Genomic DNA, 15,396 nt, shown 5'->3' with positions numbered 1-15,396 from the left:
CACTTAAGTTAACCCATTGCGCAAACCTTTGCGTCATATCTTAAAAATTAAAACGCATCACCTCTCAAATCTGCCTAAAACTCAATCACCTAATACTAAGATGCCCTGCTAATTCGTAAAAAAGTACTCAAAAAAATCGACCAATTTTCTCAGCAATGCATGAAATCTAATTAATTTCGATAGAGCTCTTGGGTGATAGCGGTACGAAGAGTGCTAACGACATCACTTGCCAAAAGACCAATTTGACCATTCTGACTCACGTTTATATCAGCAGCATGACTGTGAAGTACCACACCTAAACGTGCGGCAACAGAAATTGGTAAACCTTTGGCTAGTAATGCACCAATGACTCCAGATAACACATCTCCCATTCCCCCCGTCGCCATTCCGGCGTTACCCGCTAGACAGACGTACATTCTCGTTCCATCGTAAATAAGCGTCCCCGCGCCTTTTAAAACCACTACACCGCCATAACGCTCTTGCAGTTGTCTTGCAGCAGAGTATCGGTCACTTTCTATTTGTTGAATGGTTACATTTAGTAGTCGAGCTGCCTCTCCAGGATGCGGCGTGATCACTCGATGGTTGTCGCACACTAGAGTGCCATCGCATCGCTGGCTCAGCATCGCTAGAATATTGAGGCCATCAGCATCAACAACTTTAGGTTTCTGCTCTTGAGCCAGATATTGATAGGCTTGATAAGCCCACTCATCATCTCCAAAGCCAGGACCAAACACTAATACGTCAGCCCAGCGTATGCGTTTAGTTAAGTCGTTCTCAGTATCCCTGAGCAAGTCAGTGGTGATGCTCTGGCTCATTACTTCTGGGCAACCAACCTGCAGTGGAATAAGGCTACTCGTGTGAGTAATTGCGGCAGTTAAACCCGCTCCGGCTCTAATCGCTGCGGAGGAACATAAACGAATCGCCCCAGACATCCCTTGATTGCCACCAACACAAAGCAACTTCCCGTTGTCACCTTTATGGACCGTTGGATTTGGCTTGGGCATTAATCTTGAAACAACCTGATGATCAATACCTAATGCACTTTCTACTTCGATAGTATCAAACTTAGTATTGACGCCTAAACCACAAAAGTAGAGCTCGCCAACTCGATCTCTCGCTTGTCCAGTGCATAAGCCTTGCTTAACCCCAATGAAGGTTACAGTATGCTCGGCACGAATAGCATCACCTAAAACTGCACCTGTATTAGCACACAGACCAGAAGGAACGTCGACTGCAATCACAGGGGTATGAATTTGATTAATTTGGTCAATATAGCGACGATACTCCGAACGAACCTCACCGCTTAAACCAGTGCCTAACATGGCATCGATGATCACATCTGCTTCTAGCAATGCGGTATTCCATTCATCCCAATCATTGTTAACACCGTCGATTGACTGCCAGTCTTGGTATGCGCGCAAAGCATCACCTTTTAGCACAGATACATCACCAATTTGGAAAACATGTACATTGAGTTGAGCTTGTTTCGCAAGAGATGCAAATACGTAACCATCGCCACCGTTATTCCCTTTACCGCAAATCACTAAGATATTTTTTGATTTAGGATACAGATGTAAAAAGCGCTCATACACGGCCATACCAGCGCGTTGCATTAAGCTATACATAGAAACACCAGCCATTTGCGCAGCCAGCGTTTCACCGTTTTTTACTTGCTCTGCGGTGTAGAGTTTTAGGGCGAGATTAAAGTCCATATTCACGTTCTACGCATTGGGAAACACAATTATAAGTATACAAAAAAGCCAAGGCGGACCTTGGCTTTTGAGAAAGTTTTTTATCGCTATTGATTCTGAGACATCAGAGCTTCAGCCGTCGCGTCTTGTATAGACAAAAACAACGAGTTGATTTTTCCAGTCGGTGTGCGCATTGGGTTCAACGTAACATTCTGGTACATAAACTCCGCTTGCTGCGTAACTGGTCGAACATTGCGACAGCAGAATAAGTAAGGTCGTTGTCGCCATGTGATGAAGCTGCGACAGCCTAGGTCATACACTGGTTTTGTTTTTAATTTAAACCACTCCTGTGGGATTTCAGGGAAGATATCAAATATAGAACGACCTATCGCATCATGAGACTGCAAACCACTGTGATGAGTCATAAACCCATTCCAGACCTGTACATTGTAATCTCGATCAATGACCACTAAGCCCATGTCGACGTTTTGTACCATATCCACCATCCAATGGAATTGTTCAAACTCTGCTGGCATATTCAACATTAGAACTCCTCCATTAGATAAGACAGTTTGTTATCAAGCAGCGGCAAGGATTCATCCACAAACATAAACAACAAGTCACAACGAATCGACGTTCCTTCAATGTTGTAGCTCACTTCGAATGTCATCGTGCGGCTGAATGCTCCAGTTGTAGATTCAATGATCGAGTCAATTGAGATATGCTGACCAAGGAGTACTGGTGGACTTTGGAAGAATCGGACTTCAGACTGCTCGCCTAAACCATTTAAGAACGACCCCACCAAAATATTAGAAATATCCATTAGCAGCTCAAGGTCTTCTAGCTCTTCGCTGTCTGCTGGTACTTTCATCAACTTTTTGAGATCAGATACGCTTGAATCACTCAAAATCACTAGCGCTTCGCCAGCAATACCTTCGCCACAAAATCCCTGACAAACACCCGATACGTTGTCATGCGACGCCAAGTCGCGTAGGGCCATGTGAAGTTCGCTCACTTCAAAGATATTGACGTTCGGCAGAGGTAGTTGCACAAACACATCAAAGTGACGCGCCAATGCATCGGCTGCTCGACCAATTGAAACGTTAGCCACTTCCATGTAAATATCGCGACGACGTAAAATCGGTAACTCAATAGAGACAGGCGTGATAATTTGAGGACGAGGTTCTGGCTCGACCAACTCTTTAAGCGCCTTCTTGAGTTCATCTTTGGCGATCGGTTTTTGAATAAACGCTTTTGCACCCAGTGCGAACACGCGCTCTTTCGCTTTAGGTTGGATATCCCCCGACACAACAACCACCGGAGTTTTATCCCCCAACCGTTGCATGTGCTCTAGTGTTTCAAAGCCATCCATTTCTGGCATGGTCAAATCAAGAAACATCAATTTAAACTCGTTTTTTTCGAGTTCTTCTAGCGCGTTTTTTCCGTGGATAGCAAACGTAATATCGGCATTCAATGTGGCTGGTAGTGATCTCGCCATCTGTTTGCGTGCTAACGCTGAATCATCACAGATGAGTACGGGAAAAGACATTCAATCACCTTTTTATATTCCACAATCTGCGCCGGAGTCTAACAGATTGTTACAGCATGTAATACGAGAAAACTGACGAGTTTTTTATTTCTTTATTATTCAATAAGCATACGCAATATGAATGAATGAGTGAACAAAATGACTAAAAAGCAAGCATCACATTCGCTGTTTAGTGACATAAAACAAACATGGGTAAAACTCCTCCACCCAAAGTAAGCAAAAAGTTGCAGCTAACATCCAAAGCCCATTTTTGCTCGAATTTCATTCTTTCCATTTCCATAATGGGTAAACAGTAACGCGCTAAAACTAAAAAGGCACCCTGCTAGAGGATGCCTTTAATAATAATTTCATCGATAAGATATCAATTCTATGGCACACCATGACCTTTAGAAGCCACCCATACGCGATACCATTGCTCTCGAGTAAGTTCGATGTTCAATGCATTAACTGCAGTTTGCACACGCTCGATTTTACCAGAGCCAATGATTGGAATAGGGTTAGATGGCAAACGACGTACCCAGGCATAAATTACTTGGTCAATACTCGCTGCGCCCACTTCTTCACGAATTGCTTCTAATTCGTTACGGACACGAACAGCTTGCTCACTGTCACCACTAAAAATTGAACCACCACCGAGGCAAGACCAAGCCATTGGTCGCGTGCGCAACATTTGCATTTGATCAAGCGTTCCATCGTGAGCAACCTCAAAGTTAAGTGGGTTGATTTCCACTTGGTTAGTAACCAACGGCTTACCTAAGCGAGATTGCAGCAGTTCAAACTGGCGTGGAGTGAAGTTAGACACGCCAAAGTGCTTCACTTTACCGACTTTATGAAGCTCAGAAAATGCTTCTGCAACCTCGTCTGCATCCATTAACACGTCAGGACGATGAATTAAAAGTACGTCGATTTCATCCACATTCAAACGTTCTAGCGAGTTATTCACCGATTGGTAGATATGTGCTGAGCTCGTGTCGTAGTGATTGATCTTACGCTCTGGCGTTTTATCGCCACACAAATTGATGTCGCATTTCGTCACGATCTGAATTTGCTCACGAACACTCTTGTCTAAAGCTAACGCTTCACCAAACAACGCCTCACACTCGTAATTACCGTAGATGTCGGCGTGATCGACTGTCGTAATGCCTAACTCAATGTGTTGCTTAAGAAATGACAAACGCTCTTGAGCCGTCATTCCCCACTCAACTGCACGCCAATATCCTTGAACCAGCTCTGAGAACTCTGGGCCTTTTGGTGCAGTTACTACTTTTGCAACCATGGGTTTTCTCCTTCAATTGATCTGCATTCATCGTAGTCTTGTTTTCGTACCGGCTCAACGGGTAAACTTTCGCAATTCGAACTGGAGTACGAAATATGTCTTTTGCCCAACGCCTAGCCACCCTGATCGGAGAAGAAAGCATCAGCGGGTTCGCTCGACGCGTCGATGTGTCTGAAGCTTTAATACGCAAATACCTTAAAGGCAGTGAACCTAGCCTAACCAAAGCAAATCAAATTGCAATGCGCGCCAATTGCTCTCTCGAATGGTTAGCAACGGGATGTGGTTATTTATATCGCCGTGCTGAAGTCGTGGATATGGATGCGTACAAACTTGCCTTTCAACACGTTATGAATCAGCCGTTGTCAGACGATGCAGAAGAGCTACACCGCAAGCTAATCGCAGGCTATCAATACCTGCGCGCTCACAAAAAATCGGATGGTTTTTTGGATGAATCTGCAATGGCGACCTTCCTATCTCTCCATAAAGAATCTAAAAACGAGTCACTTTGACCTCGATAATTTCGCCATCACTGCGCAATTGCACATTTAAGGACGGTGATGGCGTCAGAAACTCGTCCGGTTTTACCCAAAGCAAACTTCGAATCGCTTCTTGTGGATAGCGGTTCATCAACAAAATAACTTCTTTATCGACAAGCTCGGAAGATTTCTTTTCCAGAGCTTCAACAACATCATAGTGTTCTTGTCCGATAGTAACTCTGCGTAAAACTAACCCATCCTTTCTTAAGTTGAGAAGTAAGTCATTCAGACGCTGCCACTCGTATTCAGTGAGAAACGAGAACTGAGCACTTTCTCTTCTCAAAATCACTTCACCATACAAGTGCTGCCGGTAGTACGAAAAATCATCCAAACAAAATGCGCTGATAAACGTTGAGTTGTCTCGCAGCTGCACTTCGCAACCATACCAGCTTCCACTTTTTTCTATACGTTCTTTTAGATTGGAATATGGCATTGCTGACAACGTGTCTTGCCACCAGCTCGGCGTTGAAAGTGCCGGAAACGTTACCGAACAACAACATAAAGAAAGTAAGAGTCGAAGATAAAAGCGCATGCACTGCTCTAGTTGGTTGACATCGAACTAAGACATTACTAACTGCAAGAAAATGTTCAAGAGAAAAATAGTTGTAGGTGGTGATGAAAGTTATGACGCAGAAATTAAGAAGGCGCACATGAGCGTGCGCCTCTACCTCGTTACTCAATCGTGAGTGTGCGAATCGGCGATGTCTATTGATGCATCCCGAACATAAAACGAGGACTTACCGTAGGGTTTGAATCCATCCAAATTGTGTGTAAAACCTCACATCCCTCCTTCTGAAGCAGTCATGTTGCTTTACATTTAAAGCATGGTTCATTTTTCTCAAAAAACAAGTTTTTTATCCTAAATTATGAGAGCAATGGCACAATCTGAGTGAATGAATAATATCGCGACACTTCGAACACTCAATAGTGAAAAGCTAAATTGCATCTTTATTGATTAGGTCTAGACTCTGCGAAGCGTATACTTTCTTTCGTCCCTTCCCCCCAGCAACAGGAGAGCTTTTTAATGACCAAACGCGAGAGAATTGTGAAATCTGTGTTGGCGCACGTACCGAAAGATGCGATTAACCAGTTTGTCTCTCGAGGGTCAACACCATTTTCTGTTCTCATTATGGCCGCCATTGTGGGTACGTTGGCTGGTTTTGTCGGTACGTATTTCGAGCTTGCCGTTCATTTCGTTTCTGAAACACGAACAGAATGGTTAAGAAGCGAAATTGGTAATGTTCTACCGTTGTGGCTGGCAGCGGTTCTCATTAGCGCACTTTTAGCTTTTATTGGCTATTTTCTTGTGCACCGCTTTGCGCCAGAAGCGGCAGGTTCTGGTATTCCTGAAATCGAAGGGGCAATGGATAATATTCGTCCAGTGCGCTGGTGGCGAGTTCTACCAGTAAAATTCTTCGGCGGCATGGGCGCACTTGGCTCAGGTATGGTGCTGGGTCGTGAAGGCCCAACCGTTCAAATGGGGGGCGCTGTTGGTCGAATGGTGACCGATATATTCCGGGTAAAGGATGACGATACCCGCCACTCCCTGCTCGCTTCTGGTGCTGCTGGCGGTTTGGCTGCGGCTTTTAATGCCCCACTCGCAGGCATTATGTTCGTTGTGGAGGAAATGCGACCTCAGTTTCGCTACTCTTTGATCTCAATTCGCGCAGTGATCATTTCTGCCATTATGGCGAACATAGTGTTTCGCGCTATCAACGGGCAAGACGCCGTTATCACTATGCCGCAATACCAGTCGCCAGAGCTTCAAACCCTATGGCTGTTTTTATTGCTTGGCGCATTGTTTGGCGTGTTTGGCGTGATCTTCAATAAACTGATTACCGTGGCACAAGACAGTTTTGTCGCAATTCACAAAAACGATCGTAAGCGCTACTTGATTGTGGGTTCGCTACTGGGAGGCGTGTTTGGTTTGCTTCTTTTGTACGTACCCCAACTAACTGGTGGTGGTATCGGCCTTATTCCTGACATTACTAACGGTAACTACTCGGTATCTATTTTAGTTTTGCTTTTCTTTGGTCGTGTAATTACAACCCTGCTCTGTTTTGGTTCTGGTGCGCCGGGAGGCATCTTTGCACCTATGCTTGCTCTGGGAACCTTATTTGGTTATGCGTTCGGAGCAAGTGCTGATGTCTTGCTCCCTGCGCTTGATATCGAGCCTGGTGTATTTGCGATTGCGGGCATGGGTGCCCTGTTTGCAGCAACGGTACGTGCACCGATTACAGGTATTCTGTTAGTGATTGAAATGACGAATAACTACTACTTAATCCTGCCATTGATCATTACTTGTTTGGGCGCTGTGATTATTGCTCAATTGTTGGGTGGACAACCTATTTACAGCCAGCTGCTGCATCGCACAATCAAAAACGAAAAGTTACGCCAACAGGATCTACCGGAGAATCAATCAACATAACATTCTCTTTGTTATCACTTCGCTCCAGACTATCGAAGGGTTTGGAGCGATAAACTCTGCATTTTTACATCTTTTCCCAAATATTCGATACCAAACTCACAAAATTATCATTCTCTGATATTTGCTCACCACCTTTCATGAGAAACCCCTCTCCATACTTGTTAGTATTTGCTACTTAAATAGAGCATTTCATCCAAATCGTCATGTTTCGTTTCATTCAGGCAAAAATCAAATGGAGTAGATTTGAACTGGAGAAGACTTGTGCAGTTTTATAGTGTCCCGCCGTCTCAAGCCGCGTTGGCACTAGGTATGATAGGTTTAGGGCAAGCTTGGGCACTCTATGTTCCTGAGATTGGTGAACCGATACGCCCATTTTTGGCGTCACTCGGCGCACTTTTACTCGCCCCTGTACTCATAAAATATGCCGCTAATCCACGATTATTCATGGTCGACATTCGTCACCCGCTGAGTGGTAGTTTAATGGCACCAATGAGTATGGCGTTACTGATCCTTGCAGATTATCTTGCCGCTGTAGCGCCTATCATCGCTTATCCACTTTGGTTTATGGCGCTTTTGCTGCATTTTACTATGATGGTGCTGTTTTTTAGCTTTCAGCTAATGAACTTCAAAATGTCCAATATCGTACCGAGTTGGTTTCTTTATCCGGTGGGGCTAATCAGTAGTTCACTAGCCGGTTCTCAACTAGGTCACAACTTATTCTCCGAAACATTAGCGATGATGTGCATCGGCATTTATTTCTTCATGCTGCCACTCGTGTTGTATCGTTTGGTGTTTTTCGGCTCTCTACCAAGGCGAGCAAGACCGACCCTCGCGATTATGGCCGCGCCGGTAAACTTGTCATTAGCAGCATACTTGGTGAACTTTCCCTTACCTGATCCGATACTGACAGGCGCATTGGCCGGGATCGCCATCACTATGACTTTATTGATCTACTTATGTTACTTCCGCTTACTTCGCTTGAAGTTTCAACCTTCTATCGCGGCAGTAACCTTTCCTTCCGTGATCAGCGCTATCGCAATGCATCGCTTAACCTCTTTTTTTGCCGAATCGCACCCTCACTGGCACTGGCTACACGACTTTGGTTTTCTAGAGCTCAGTATCGCGACTGTATTGGTTGTTTGGGTATCGGCAGGTTACGTCAAAATGTATTGGCCAGAAATCATGAAGTCATTTTCTAAACAAGCATAAAAAAAGGATGGCGTTTGCCATCCTCTTAGAATAGTACTTGGTTACCTAGCGTAAACCGTGCAGAAATTCGGCACGCGTTGCTGGGTTGCTCTTGAAGATGCCACCCAATGCAGTTGTTGTCGTTTCGCTGGTTGCATCCATCACACCGCGAGATTTCACGCAGTAGTGTGTTGCGTCAATCGTCACTGCCACATCATCGGACTCAAGCAACGTTTGAAGTGCAACAAGAATTTGCTGAGTCATACGCTCTTGAACTTGTGGACGCTGGGCAAAGAAGCGAACGATACGGTTGATCTTTGACAGGCCAATGATCTTGCCACGTGGAATGTAAGCCACAGCAGCCTTGCCATCGATGGTCACAAGGTGGTGTTCACAAGTACTGGTCACTGTGATGTCCTTCACGCGAACCATCTCGCTCACGTTCATCTTGTTCTCAATCACCGTGATTTTAGGAAAGTTGGAGTAATCCAGACCAGAGAAGATTTCGTCAACGTACATCTTAGCAATGCGGTGAGGGGTTTCTTCTAGGCTATCGTCAGTGAGGTCAAGTTGAAGCAGACCTAAGATCTCACGCATGTGGTGTTCGATCTTCTCTTTCTTCTCTTCACGACTTACGTTGTTTGGGCGCATTGGCGTTTCCAAACCGCGTTGCTCTAGCGCTTCTTTTACTAACTTCGCTGACTCGCTAAGACCTGACATTCCACTTCCTCTTTTGTTTTACTTCAGCCTTCGTACAAACCCAATCAAAATTGCATTCATACTTTTCGCTTTGAGTTGCTCAGTTCGTGTCTTTACACCAAGTCACATCAGATGAAGGTACTGAGCTGATTTTCTTGAGCTCCGCAGGTTTTTTACCCCTTTTGGATGGCTGACAAGGATACTCGGATTTTTGAATAATTACACCCATATTTTATAGGTGGACATTCTTACTCAGTCCCCTTTTATGGTAAAGTTGCCACAAAACAAAAGAACACAGGATTTTCTCAATGGGCTGCTGCGACGCACCTGGCTTGATGCCAATTGAAGAAGCGATGGACAAAATGTTATCGCGAATCAAACCTATCCAAACAACGCTTTCTCTTCCACTTGCTGAAGCACTCGGTTTTGTACTGGCAGAAGATATCTTGTCTCCTATCCACGTACCGCCATTCGACAACTCAGCAATGGATGGCTACGCTATTCGCATTCAAGATCTTGAGTCATCTTCTGTATTGCCTCTGGCAGGTAAATCATTTGCAGGACAACCTTTTGAAGGTGAATGGCCTCAAGGTACCTGTGTTCGCATCATGACTGGCGCAAAAATCCCACAGGGTTGTGATGCCGTTATCATGCAAGAAAACACTGAAGTAACAGATGCTGGCATTCAGTTCAACCAAACCGACGTGAAGCCACAAAACAACATCCGCCCAACAGGTGACGACATCAAACAAGGCGACATCGTACTGGCAAAAGGTGCACGTTTGACACCTCGCGATATTCCGATGATTGCGTCGCTTGGTGTTAGCCATGTGACAGTAGTACGTAAGCCAAAAGTTGCTTTCTTCTCTACTGGTGATGAACTTAAACCACTGGGCGAACCGCTAGACGAAGGTCAGATCTACGACAGCAACCGTTACGGTATTAAACCACTTATCGAGAACTTCGGTTGTGAAGCCGTTGATCTTGGTATCATTCCAGATTGCCCAGAGACTCTGAAAGCAACCTTTGAACAAGCGCAAACATTGGCAGATGTGGTTGTGACCTCAGGCGGTGTTAGTGTGGGCGAAGCGGATTACACCAAAGACATTCTTGAAGAGCTTGGTGAAATCGGTTTCTGGAAGTTAGCAATCAAGCCGGGTAAACCTTTCGCATTTGGTAAGCTAAGTACAGCTTGGTTCTGTGGGCTGCCGGGTAACCCTGTTTCTGCAGTTCTTACTATGTACGTACTTGTTCAACCAATGCTGGCAAAACTTGCAGGCCATACAGAATGGAAAGCACCCGAATCTATTCCAGCAACAACCAAAACCGCCTTTAAGAAAGCGCCAGGTCGTACCGATTACCAACGTGGTATCTATACATTGGAAGATGGCAAGTTTGTCGTTGAAACAACCGGTAACCAAAGCTCTGGTGCATTCCGCTCAATGAGCCTAGCGAACTGTTTTGTTGTATTGGAACGTGAACGCGGCCGAGTTGAAGTGGGCGAAACGGTTCAGATTCAACTATTCAACTCAACCCTTTACTAGGAAGACGTTGTGGATATTCTTTCCGATCAGGAAATGTTGCGTTACAACCGCCAAATCATTCTTCGTCAGTTTGACTTTGAAGGACAAGAAGCACTCAAACAAGCATCGGTATTGATGCTTGGTGCTGGCGGTTTAGGCTGCGCATCAAGCCAATATTTGGCGACTGCTGGTGTCGGTCAAATCACGCTGATTGATGATGATATCGTCGAGTTGTCTAACCTTCAGCGCCAAGTGCTGCACCACGATGCGGATATTGGTCGTAAGAAGGTAGACTCGGCGGCCAATGCACTACGTGAACTTAATCCGCACATTGTCGTAGATACCATCGCAAAACGTCTTGATGATACCGCGTTAGAGAGCCTGATTAAGCAACACACTATTGTTGTCGATGCATCAGATAACGTCGATACGCGCAATCAACTTAACCGCCTATGTTTTGCGACTAAAACACCGCTAATTTCAGGCGCGGCTATTCGTATGGAAGGCCAAGTGAGTGTGTTTACTTACGACGACCCAACTCAACCATGTTACCAGTGCTTAAGTGCCCTCTTCGGCAGCGGTGCGTTAAGTTGTGTCGAAGCCGGAGTCATGGCTCCTGTTGTGGGTATTGTTGGCGCAGTACAAGCGATGGAGACGATTAAAGTGATTGCTGATTACGGCCAACCAAAGAAAGGCAAAATTCTGATTTTGGACGCGCTCAGCATGTCTTGGCGAGAAATGAATCTGATGAAAATGCCAACCTGTCCGGTTTGTAGTTAGTTCTAAACCTCTAATCATTCCCAAAAAGCCCAACTCGATGTTGGGCTTTTTCTCATTTTGACAATCAGATTTAAAACCCTTCTTCTTACAAATTTTAACTTCATAAAATTCAACAATTTAAAAGTTGGCACATTCCTTTCATTGCATATATCACGAACCAATGAGAGGGCGAATTATGAAAAGGACATCACTACTACTTGGGTCTCTAATAGTGAGCGCTTATGCACAAGCGGCGCCATTTGATACGTGCCCAAGCCAAGCATACCTATTCCAATCAACCCCGGTTCAAATCTATGGCGTCAATTTGGTTACAGGTTCCACGACTCTTTTAGAGGACGACACAGGTTTGGCTTCGGGCATCAACGGTGTAGGCTTTAACTTCACTGACCGTTATATCTACGGCTACGACACCACAAACAAAAAGATTGTTCGTCTTGGTAAAGACTTCCAAGCAGAGACGCTTGATGTTTCGGGCCTTCCTACCGACCACACGTTTTACGTAGGTGACGTTTACAACCACGTCTACTACTTGTACCGCAAAGGCAAAGGACTTTTCTCCATTGACCTTTCTCCGCTCGATTCTGATCCAAATGCGACATTGAGCATCGTGAAAATCAGCTCAACAGCGACTGTGAACCTAACCGACTTTGCATTCCATCCAGGTGATGGCTCCCTTTACGGCATCGACAACAACTCTGGTGTGCTATATCAGTTCAACCCATCAAATGGTAGCGCAACTGCGATAGGTGACACAGGTGAGAAAGGCACATTTGGTGCTGGCTACTTCGATGTAAACGGCAACTACTACGTGTCACGTAACCAAGATGGCAAAATCTATCGCGTTGACCTTTCGGAAGGTAACGCAGCCAATATCGCAGCAGGTATCGTTCCTGCGGTTGAGTTTGTATCCAACGGTCCAAGCTCAAGCCAAAATGACGGTGCACGTTGTGCAAATGCTCCGGTGATTAACGAAGACGAGCCAATTGATTTTGGTGACGCTCCAGACAGCTACCACACGACACTTGCGTCAAACGGCCCTCGCCACGAGGTGGACGGTGTCACTTGGCTTGGTTCTGTCGCGCCAGATGGTGATGCCGACGGTCAAGCAAACGACAACTCTGTGGGCACCGCTGATGAAGATGGTGTTGGTTTTGTATCCGCACTTGACCCAGGTTTAAGTTCAATTGTGAATGTGACGGCTTCCACTTCTGGCTACCTATCAGCATGGTTTGACTGGAACCGCGATGGTGACTTTGATGATGAAGGTGAGCAAGTCTTTACCGACCAATTACTGTCTGCGGGTAATAATCCCCTACCGTTTGTAGTTTCAACCGCTGCAACGGAAGGGTCTAGCTGGAGCCGATTCCGCTTTAGCCAACAAACCGGATTAAACTACGATGGTGGTTCGACATCTGGTGAGGTGGAAGATTACCCAATTACCATCACTGGTAATGGTTACTCAGTGGAATATTTCCCGAGTGCAGAAGATTACGCCACCGTCGCTTACGAAGATAACTGGCCATACACCGCAGACTACGACATGAACGATGTGGTCGTAAAATTCCGCATCACCGAAACCAGTCTTGCGGGTCATGTTGAGAGTATTCAAATTACTGGCGACCTAGCGGCTTACGGTGCAAGTTACAAAAATGGCTTCGCAATCCGACTACCGGGTGTATTGAGAAGCTCGATTGAAAACGGATTAACAACACTATCCTTCAATGGTGTAGAACAAGCATCTAATGGCTTGGAAAGTATTTCTGATGAAGCAATTTTCATCATCAGTGAAGACTTAAGCACACACGCGGCGAGCAGCTGTAGCTACTTCCGCACAGAGTCTGGCTGTGATGATAACGTTTCACTCACCTTTACCTTGAATGTGTACTTCACCGAAGGCTCTGACCGTTCAGCCATTCAAGCCATGCCATACGACCCGTTCATCTTCGCAACGCCGGGGACTTACCATGGCGACGGGATTACCTTCCAACCAGGTCGTAAATGGGAAGTTCACTTAGCAGACCAAGCACCAACAGAACAGTTTGATGACCAAAACCTCTTCGGTGTCGGCGTCGATGCAAGTGACCCTGCACAAGGTGTGTACTTCAAAACAGCAAACAACTTACCTTGGGCACTGTTAATAGTAGAAGATTGGGATTGGCCGCTAGAGCGTGTAGACATGGTCGATGCATACCCTCACTTCCAAACTTGGGCTGAGTCTGGTGGCGAACTAAGCACAGATTGGCACACCGCTCCAACACCTAACAAATGCTACATTCCATAGGGAGATAACATTATGAAAGCACTTATCACAATCATCATGGGATTAGCACTAACGGCTTGTGGCGGCGGCGGTGGCGGCGGAGGTGGTAACAGTACACCACCTCCACCAACCCAAACCACCGTTGCAGAGGAAGACACAACCCAACAGGAAGAAACAACCGTAGAAGAGACTACCGTAACTGTAGAAGATGCAACCATGCAGGATCTAGTAGTACCAGATGGCTTTAGCTACAACCCAGTGACGGAAGGTACGCTCAATGTAGACATCAGTGGTTTCTCTTCACAACGAGCACACCTAAGCGTGTACAAAGAGTTTGTCGAGAACAGTTCAGGTAACTACGATGCAAAATACCCAAGCAAAGTCGCATCGGTTCCACTCAACAATGGTACAGCAAATGTCGACTTTAATGTTTCTGATAGCCAAGGTAGCCTACTTGTTGAAATTTGGTTCTATGACGGTAGTGACCCAATTCAGAAAGTGATTACTTCTGGAGACAACACTTGGACCATGTAACTGGGTAAATCGAAAGCTGTCTTTCAGAACAAATCTTCAATCTTTAACTTAAAAATCGCATCGTTCTTTTGAACATGCGATTTTTTTGTTGTAAAACAGTAAGATTATCCACCTAGCAAACTAAAGACAATGCAAGCACTGATTAGTACTGATGAACTCAATAGCCTTCTCGGCCAACCTAACGTCAAGCTCCTCGACGCTAGTATTGCGTTTCAAATCCCTTCTGAAGGTAAAAAGATTCAAGATAAGTGGATTCCAAATACTTTACGCTTTGATTACGACAATGACTTTTGCTTACCCGGTTCTTCCCTGCCGCATATGATGCCAACAGAAGAAGGCTTCAACCAAAGTGCGCTACAACTCGGTTTGAACAACGAAGATTTGATTGTGGTTTACGACAACTCTGGCACTTTAGCCGCGCCAAGAGCTTGGTGGATGTTCAAAGCTATGGGACATGATAATGTTCGAGTCTTAAATGGCGGTCTTCCAGCTTGGATTGAAGCCGGATTCCCTGTTGAAAGTACCCTATCGCAACCAAGCGAAAGAGGTAACTTTGCGGGTAAGCTCAACCAAAATGCCTTTTTGAGTGCACAAGATGTTCTTGCTCATTCAACCAATAAAAGTGCCAACATCATCGATGCCAGAGCCAAAGCACGATTCCTTGGTGAAGTGCCTGAGCCACGAGAAGGTCTACGTAGTGGTCACATTCCAAATTCGGTTTGCTTACCGTTTCAAGAACTCTTGACCAACGGTCACATTAAACCAAACTCAGAGTTGCAACAGATATTTAGCGCACTAACGATAGATAGTGACAATTCGATTATTTTTAGTTGCGGTTCCGGTGTAACCGCATGCATTTTATTACTCGCGGCGTATCAAATTGGTCTAGATAATCTGTCGGTGTACGACGGTTCTTGGACCGAATGGGGTGC

Annotated in this window: 14 protein-coding genes; 8 read left to right on the top strand and 6 right to left on the bottom strand. The window is 45.3% G+C overall.

Annotated features, from left to right (window positions below; all coding sequences use genetic code 11):
• Nucleotides 1-170: 170 nt before the first annotated feature.
• The 4 genes from CAG68_RS11840 to CAG68_RS11825 all read right to left on the bottom strand — a co-directional run bounded on the left by CAG68_RS11840 (nt 171) and on the right by CAG68_RS11825 (nt 4,516).
• Nucleotides 171-1,712, bottom strand: coding sequence for an NAD(P)H-hydrate dehydratase (locus CAG68_RS11840; protein WP_161441179.1), 1,542 nt, complete (start codon nt 1,710-1,712; stop codon nt 171-173).
• Between the two features lie 86 nt (nt 1,713-1,798).
• Nucleotides 1,799-2,236, bottom strand: coding sequence for a PAS domain-containing protein (locus CAG68_RS11835; RefSeq protein WP_005373463.1), 438 nt, complete (start codon nt 2,234-2,236; stop codon nt 1,799-1,801).
• Nucleotides 2,236-3,240, bottom strand: a complete 1,005-nt coding sequence (locus tag CAG68_RS11830) for a response regulator (protein WP_161441178.1) — start codon at nt 3,238-3,240, stop codon at nt 2,236-2,238. Before CAG68_RS11830 ends, CAG68_RS11835 begins: the two co-directional genes overlap by 1 nt.
• A gap of 367 nt (nt 3,241-3,607) precedes the next feature.
• Nucleotides 3,608-4,516: an aldo/keto reductase gene (locus tag CAG68_RS11825; protein ID WP_005387688.1), complete on the bottom strand. Its 909-nt coding sequence runs from the start codon at nt 4,514-4,516 to the stop codon at nt 3,608-3,610.
• Between the two features lie 95 nt (nt 4,517-4,611).
• On the opposite strand from CAG68_RS11825, the gene CAG68_RS11820 reads away from it, so the two are divergent.
• Entirely contained in the window at nt 4,612-5,025 is a 414-nt protein-coding gene (locus CAG68_RS11820) for a helix-turn-helix domain-containing protein (protein ID WP_005387686.1), read from the top strand.
• Here the strand turns inward: CAG68_RS11820 and CAG68_RS11815 are convergent.
• A complete protein-coding gene (locus CAG68_RS11815; protein WP_161441177.1) occupies nt 5,006-5,584 on the bottom strand; it encodes a hypothetical protein in 579 nt (192 codons plus the stop codon). The two genes, CAG68_RS11820 and CAG68_RS11815, sit on opposite strands and share 20 nt — an antisense overlap.
• A gap of 492 nt (nt 5,585-6,076) precedes the next feature.
• Here CAG68_RS11815 and clcA point away from each other — a divergent pair, with 492 nt between their 5' ends.
• Nucleotides 6,077-7,480 carry a H(+)/Cl(-) exchange transporter ClcA gene (clcA, locus tag CAG68_RS11810; RefSeq protein WP_005373473.1) on the top strand — a complete coding sequence of 468 codons (1,404 nt, stop codon included), beginning with the start codon at nt 6,077-6,079 and terminating at the stop codon, nt 7,478-7,480.
• Nucleotides 7,481-7,741: 261 nt separating this feature from the next.
• Entirely contained in the window at nt 7,742-8,689 is a 948-nt protein-coding gene (locus CAG68_RS11805; protein WP_005373475.1) for a TDT family transporter, read from the top strand.
• 45 nt (nt 8,690-8,734) lie between these two features.
• On the opposite strand, the gene folE is transcribed toward CAG68_RS11805, so the two are convergent.
• Nucleotides 8,735-9,388, bottom strand: coding sequence for a GTP cyclohydrolase I FolE (folE, locus tag CAG68_RS11800; RefSeq protein WP_005373478.1), 654 nt, complete (start codon nt 9,386-9,388; stop codon nt 8,735-8,737).
• Nucleotides 9,389-9,675: 287 nt separating this feature from the next.
• Between folE and moeA the strand changes: the two genes are divergently transcribed.
• The 5 genes from moeA to CAG68_RS11775 form a co-directional block, all read left to right on the top strand.
• On the top strand, nt 9,676-10,911 hold the full coding sequence (gene moeA / locus CAG68_RS11795) for a molybdopterin molybdotransferase MoeA (protein WP_017635208.1): 1,236 nt from the start codon (nt 9,676-9,678) through the stop codon (nt 10,909-10,911).
• A 9-nt stretch (nt 10,912-10,920) separates the two neighbouring features.
• The gene (gene moeB, locus CAG68_RS11790; RefSeq protein WP_161441176.1) at nt 10,921-11,670 is read left to right on the top strand and encodes a molybdopterin-synthase adenylyltransferase MoeB; all 750 of its coding nucleotides are present in this window, start codon (nt 10,921-10,923) and stop codon (nt 11,668-11,670) included.
• 175 nt (nt 11,671-11,845) lie between these two features.
• Entirely contained in the window at nt 11,846-13,951 is a 2,106-nt protein-coding gene (locus CAG68_RS11785) for an LruC domain-containing protein (protein ID WP_161441175.1), read from the top strand.
• 12 nt (nt 13,952-13,963) lie between these two features.
• Nucleotides 13,964-14,464 (top strand): hypothetical protein, encoded by a 501-nt coding sequence (locus tag CAG68_RS11780; protein ID WP_053307245.1) that lies wholly within the window; start codon nt 13,964-13,966, stop codon nt 14,462-14,464.
• 129 nt (nt 14,465-14,593) lie between these two features.
• Nucleotides 14,594-15,396 (top strand): rhodanese-like domain-containing protein (locus CAG68_RS11775; protein WP_161441174.1); only part of this gene is annotated, 803 nt, incomplete at its 3' end.

This window comes from Vibrio sp. V42_P2S4T144 (assembly GCF_009904715.1).
Lineage (GTDB): Bacteria > Pseudomonadota > Gammaproteobacteria > Enterobacterales > Vibrionaceae > Vibrio > Vibrio alginolyticus.
Note: the sequence above shows the minus strand (reverse complement) of the source record. Positions and strands in the feature narration are given on the sequence as shown.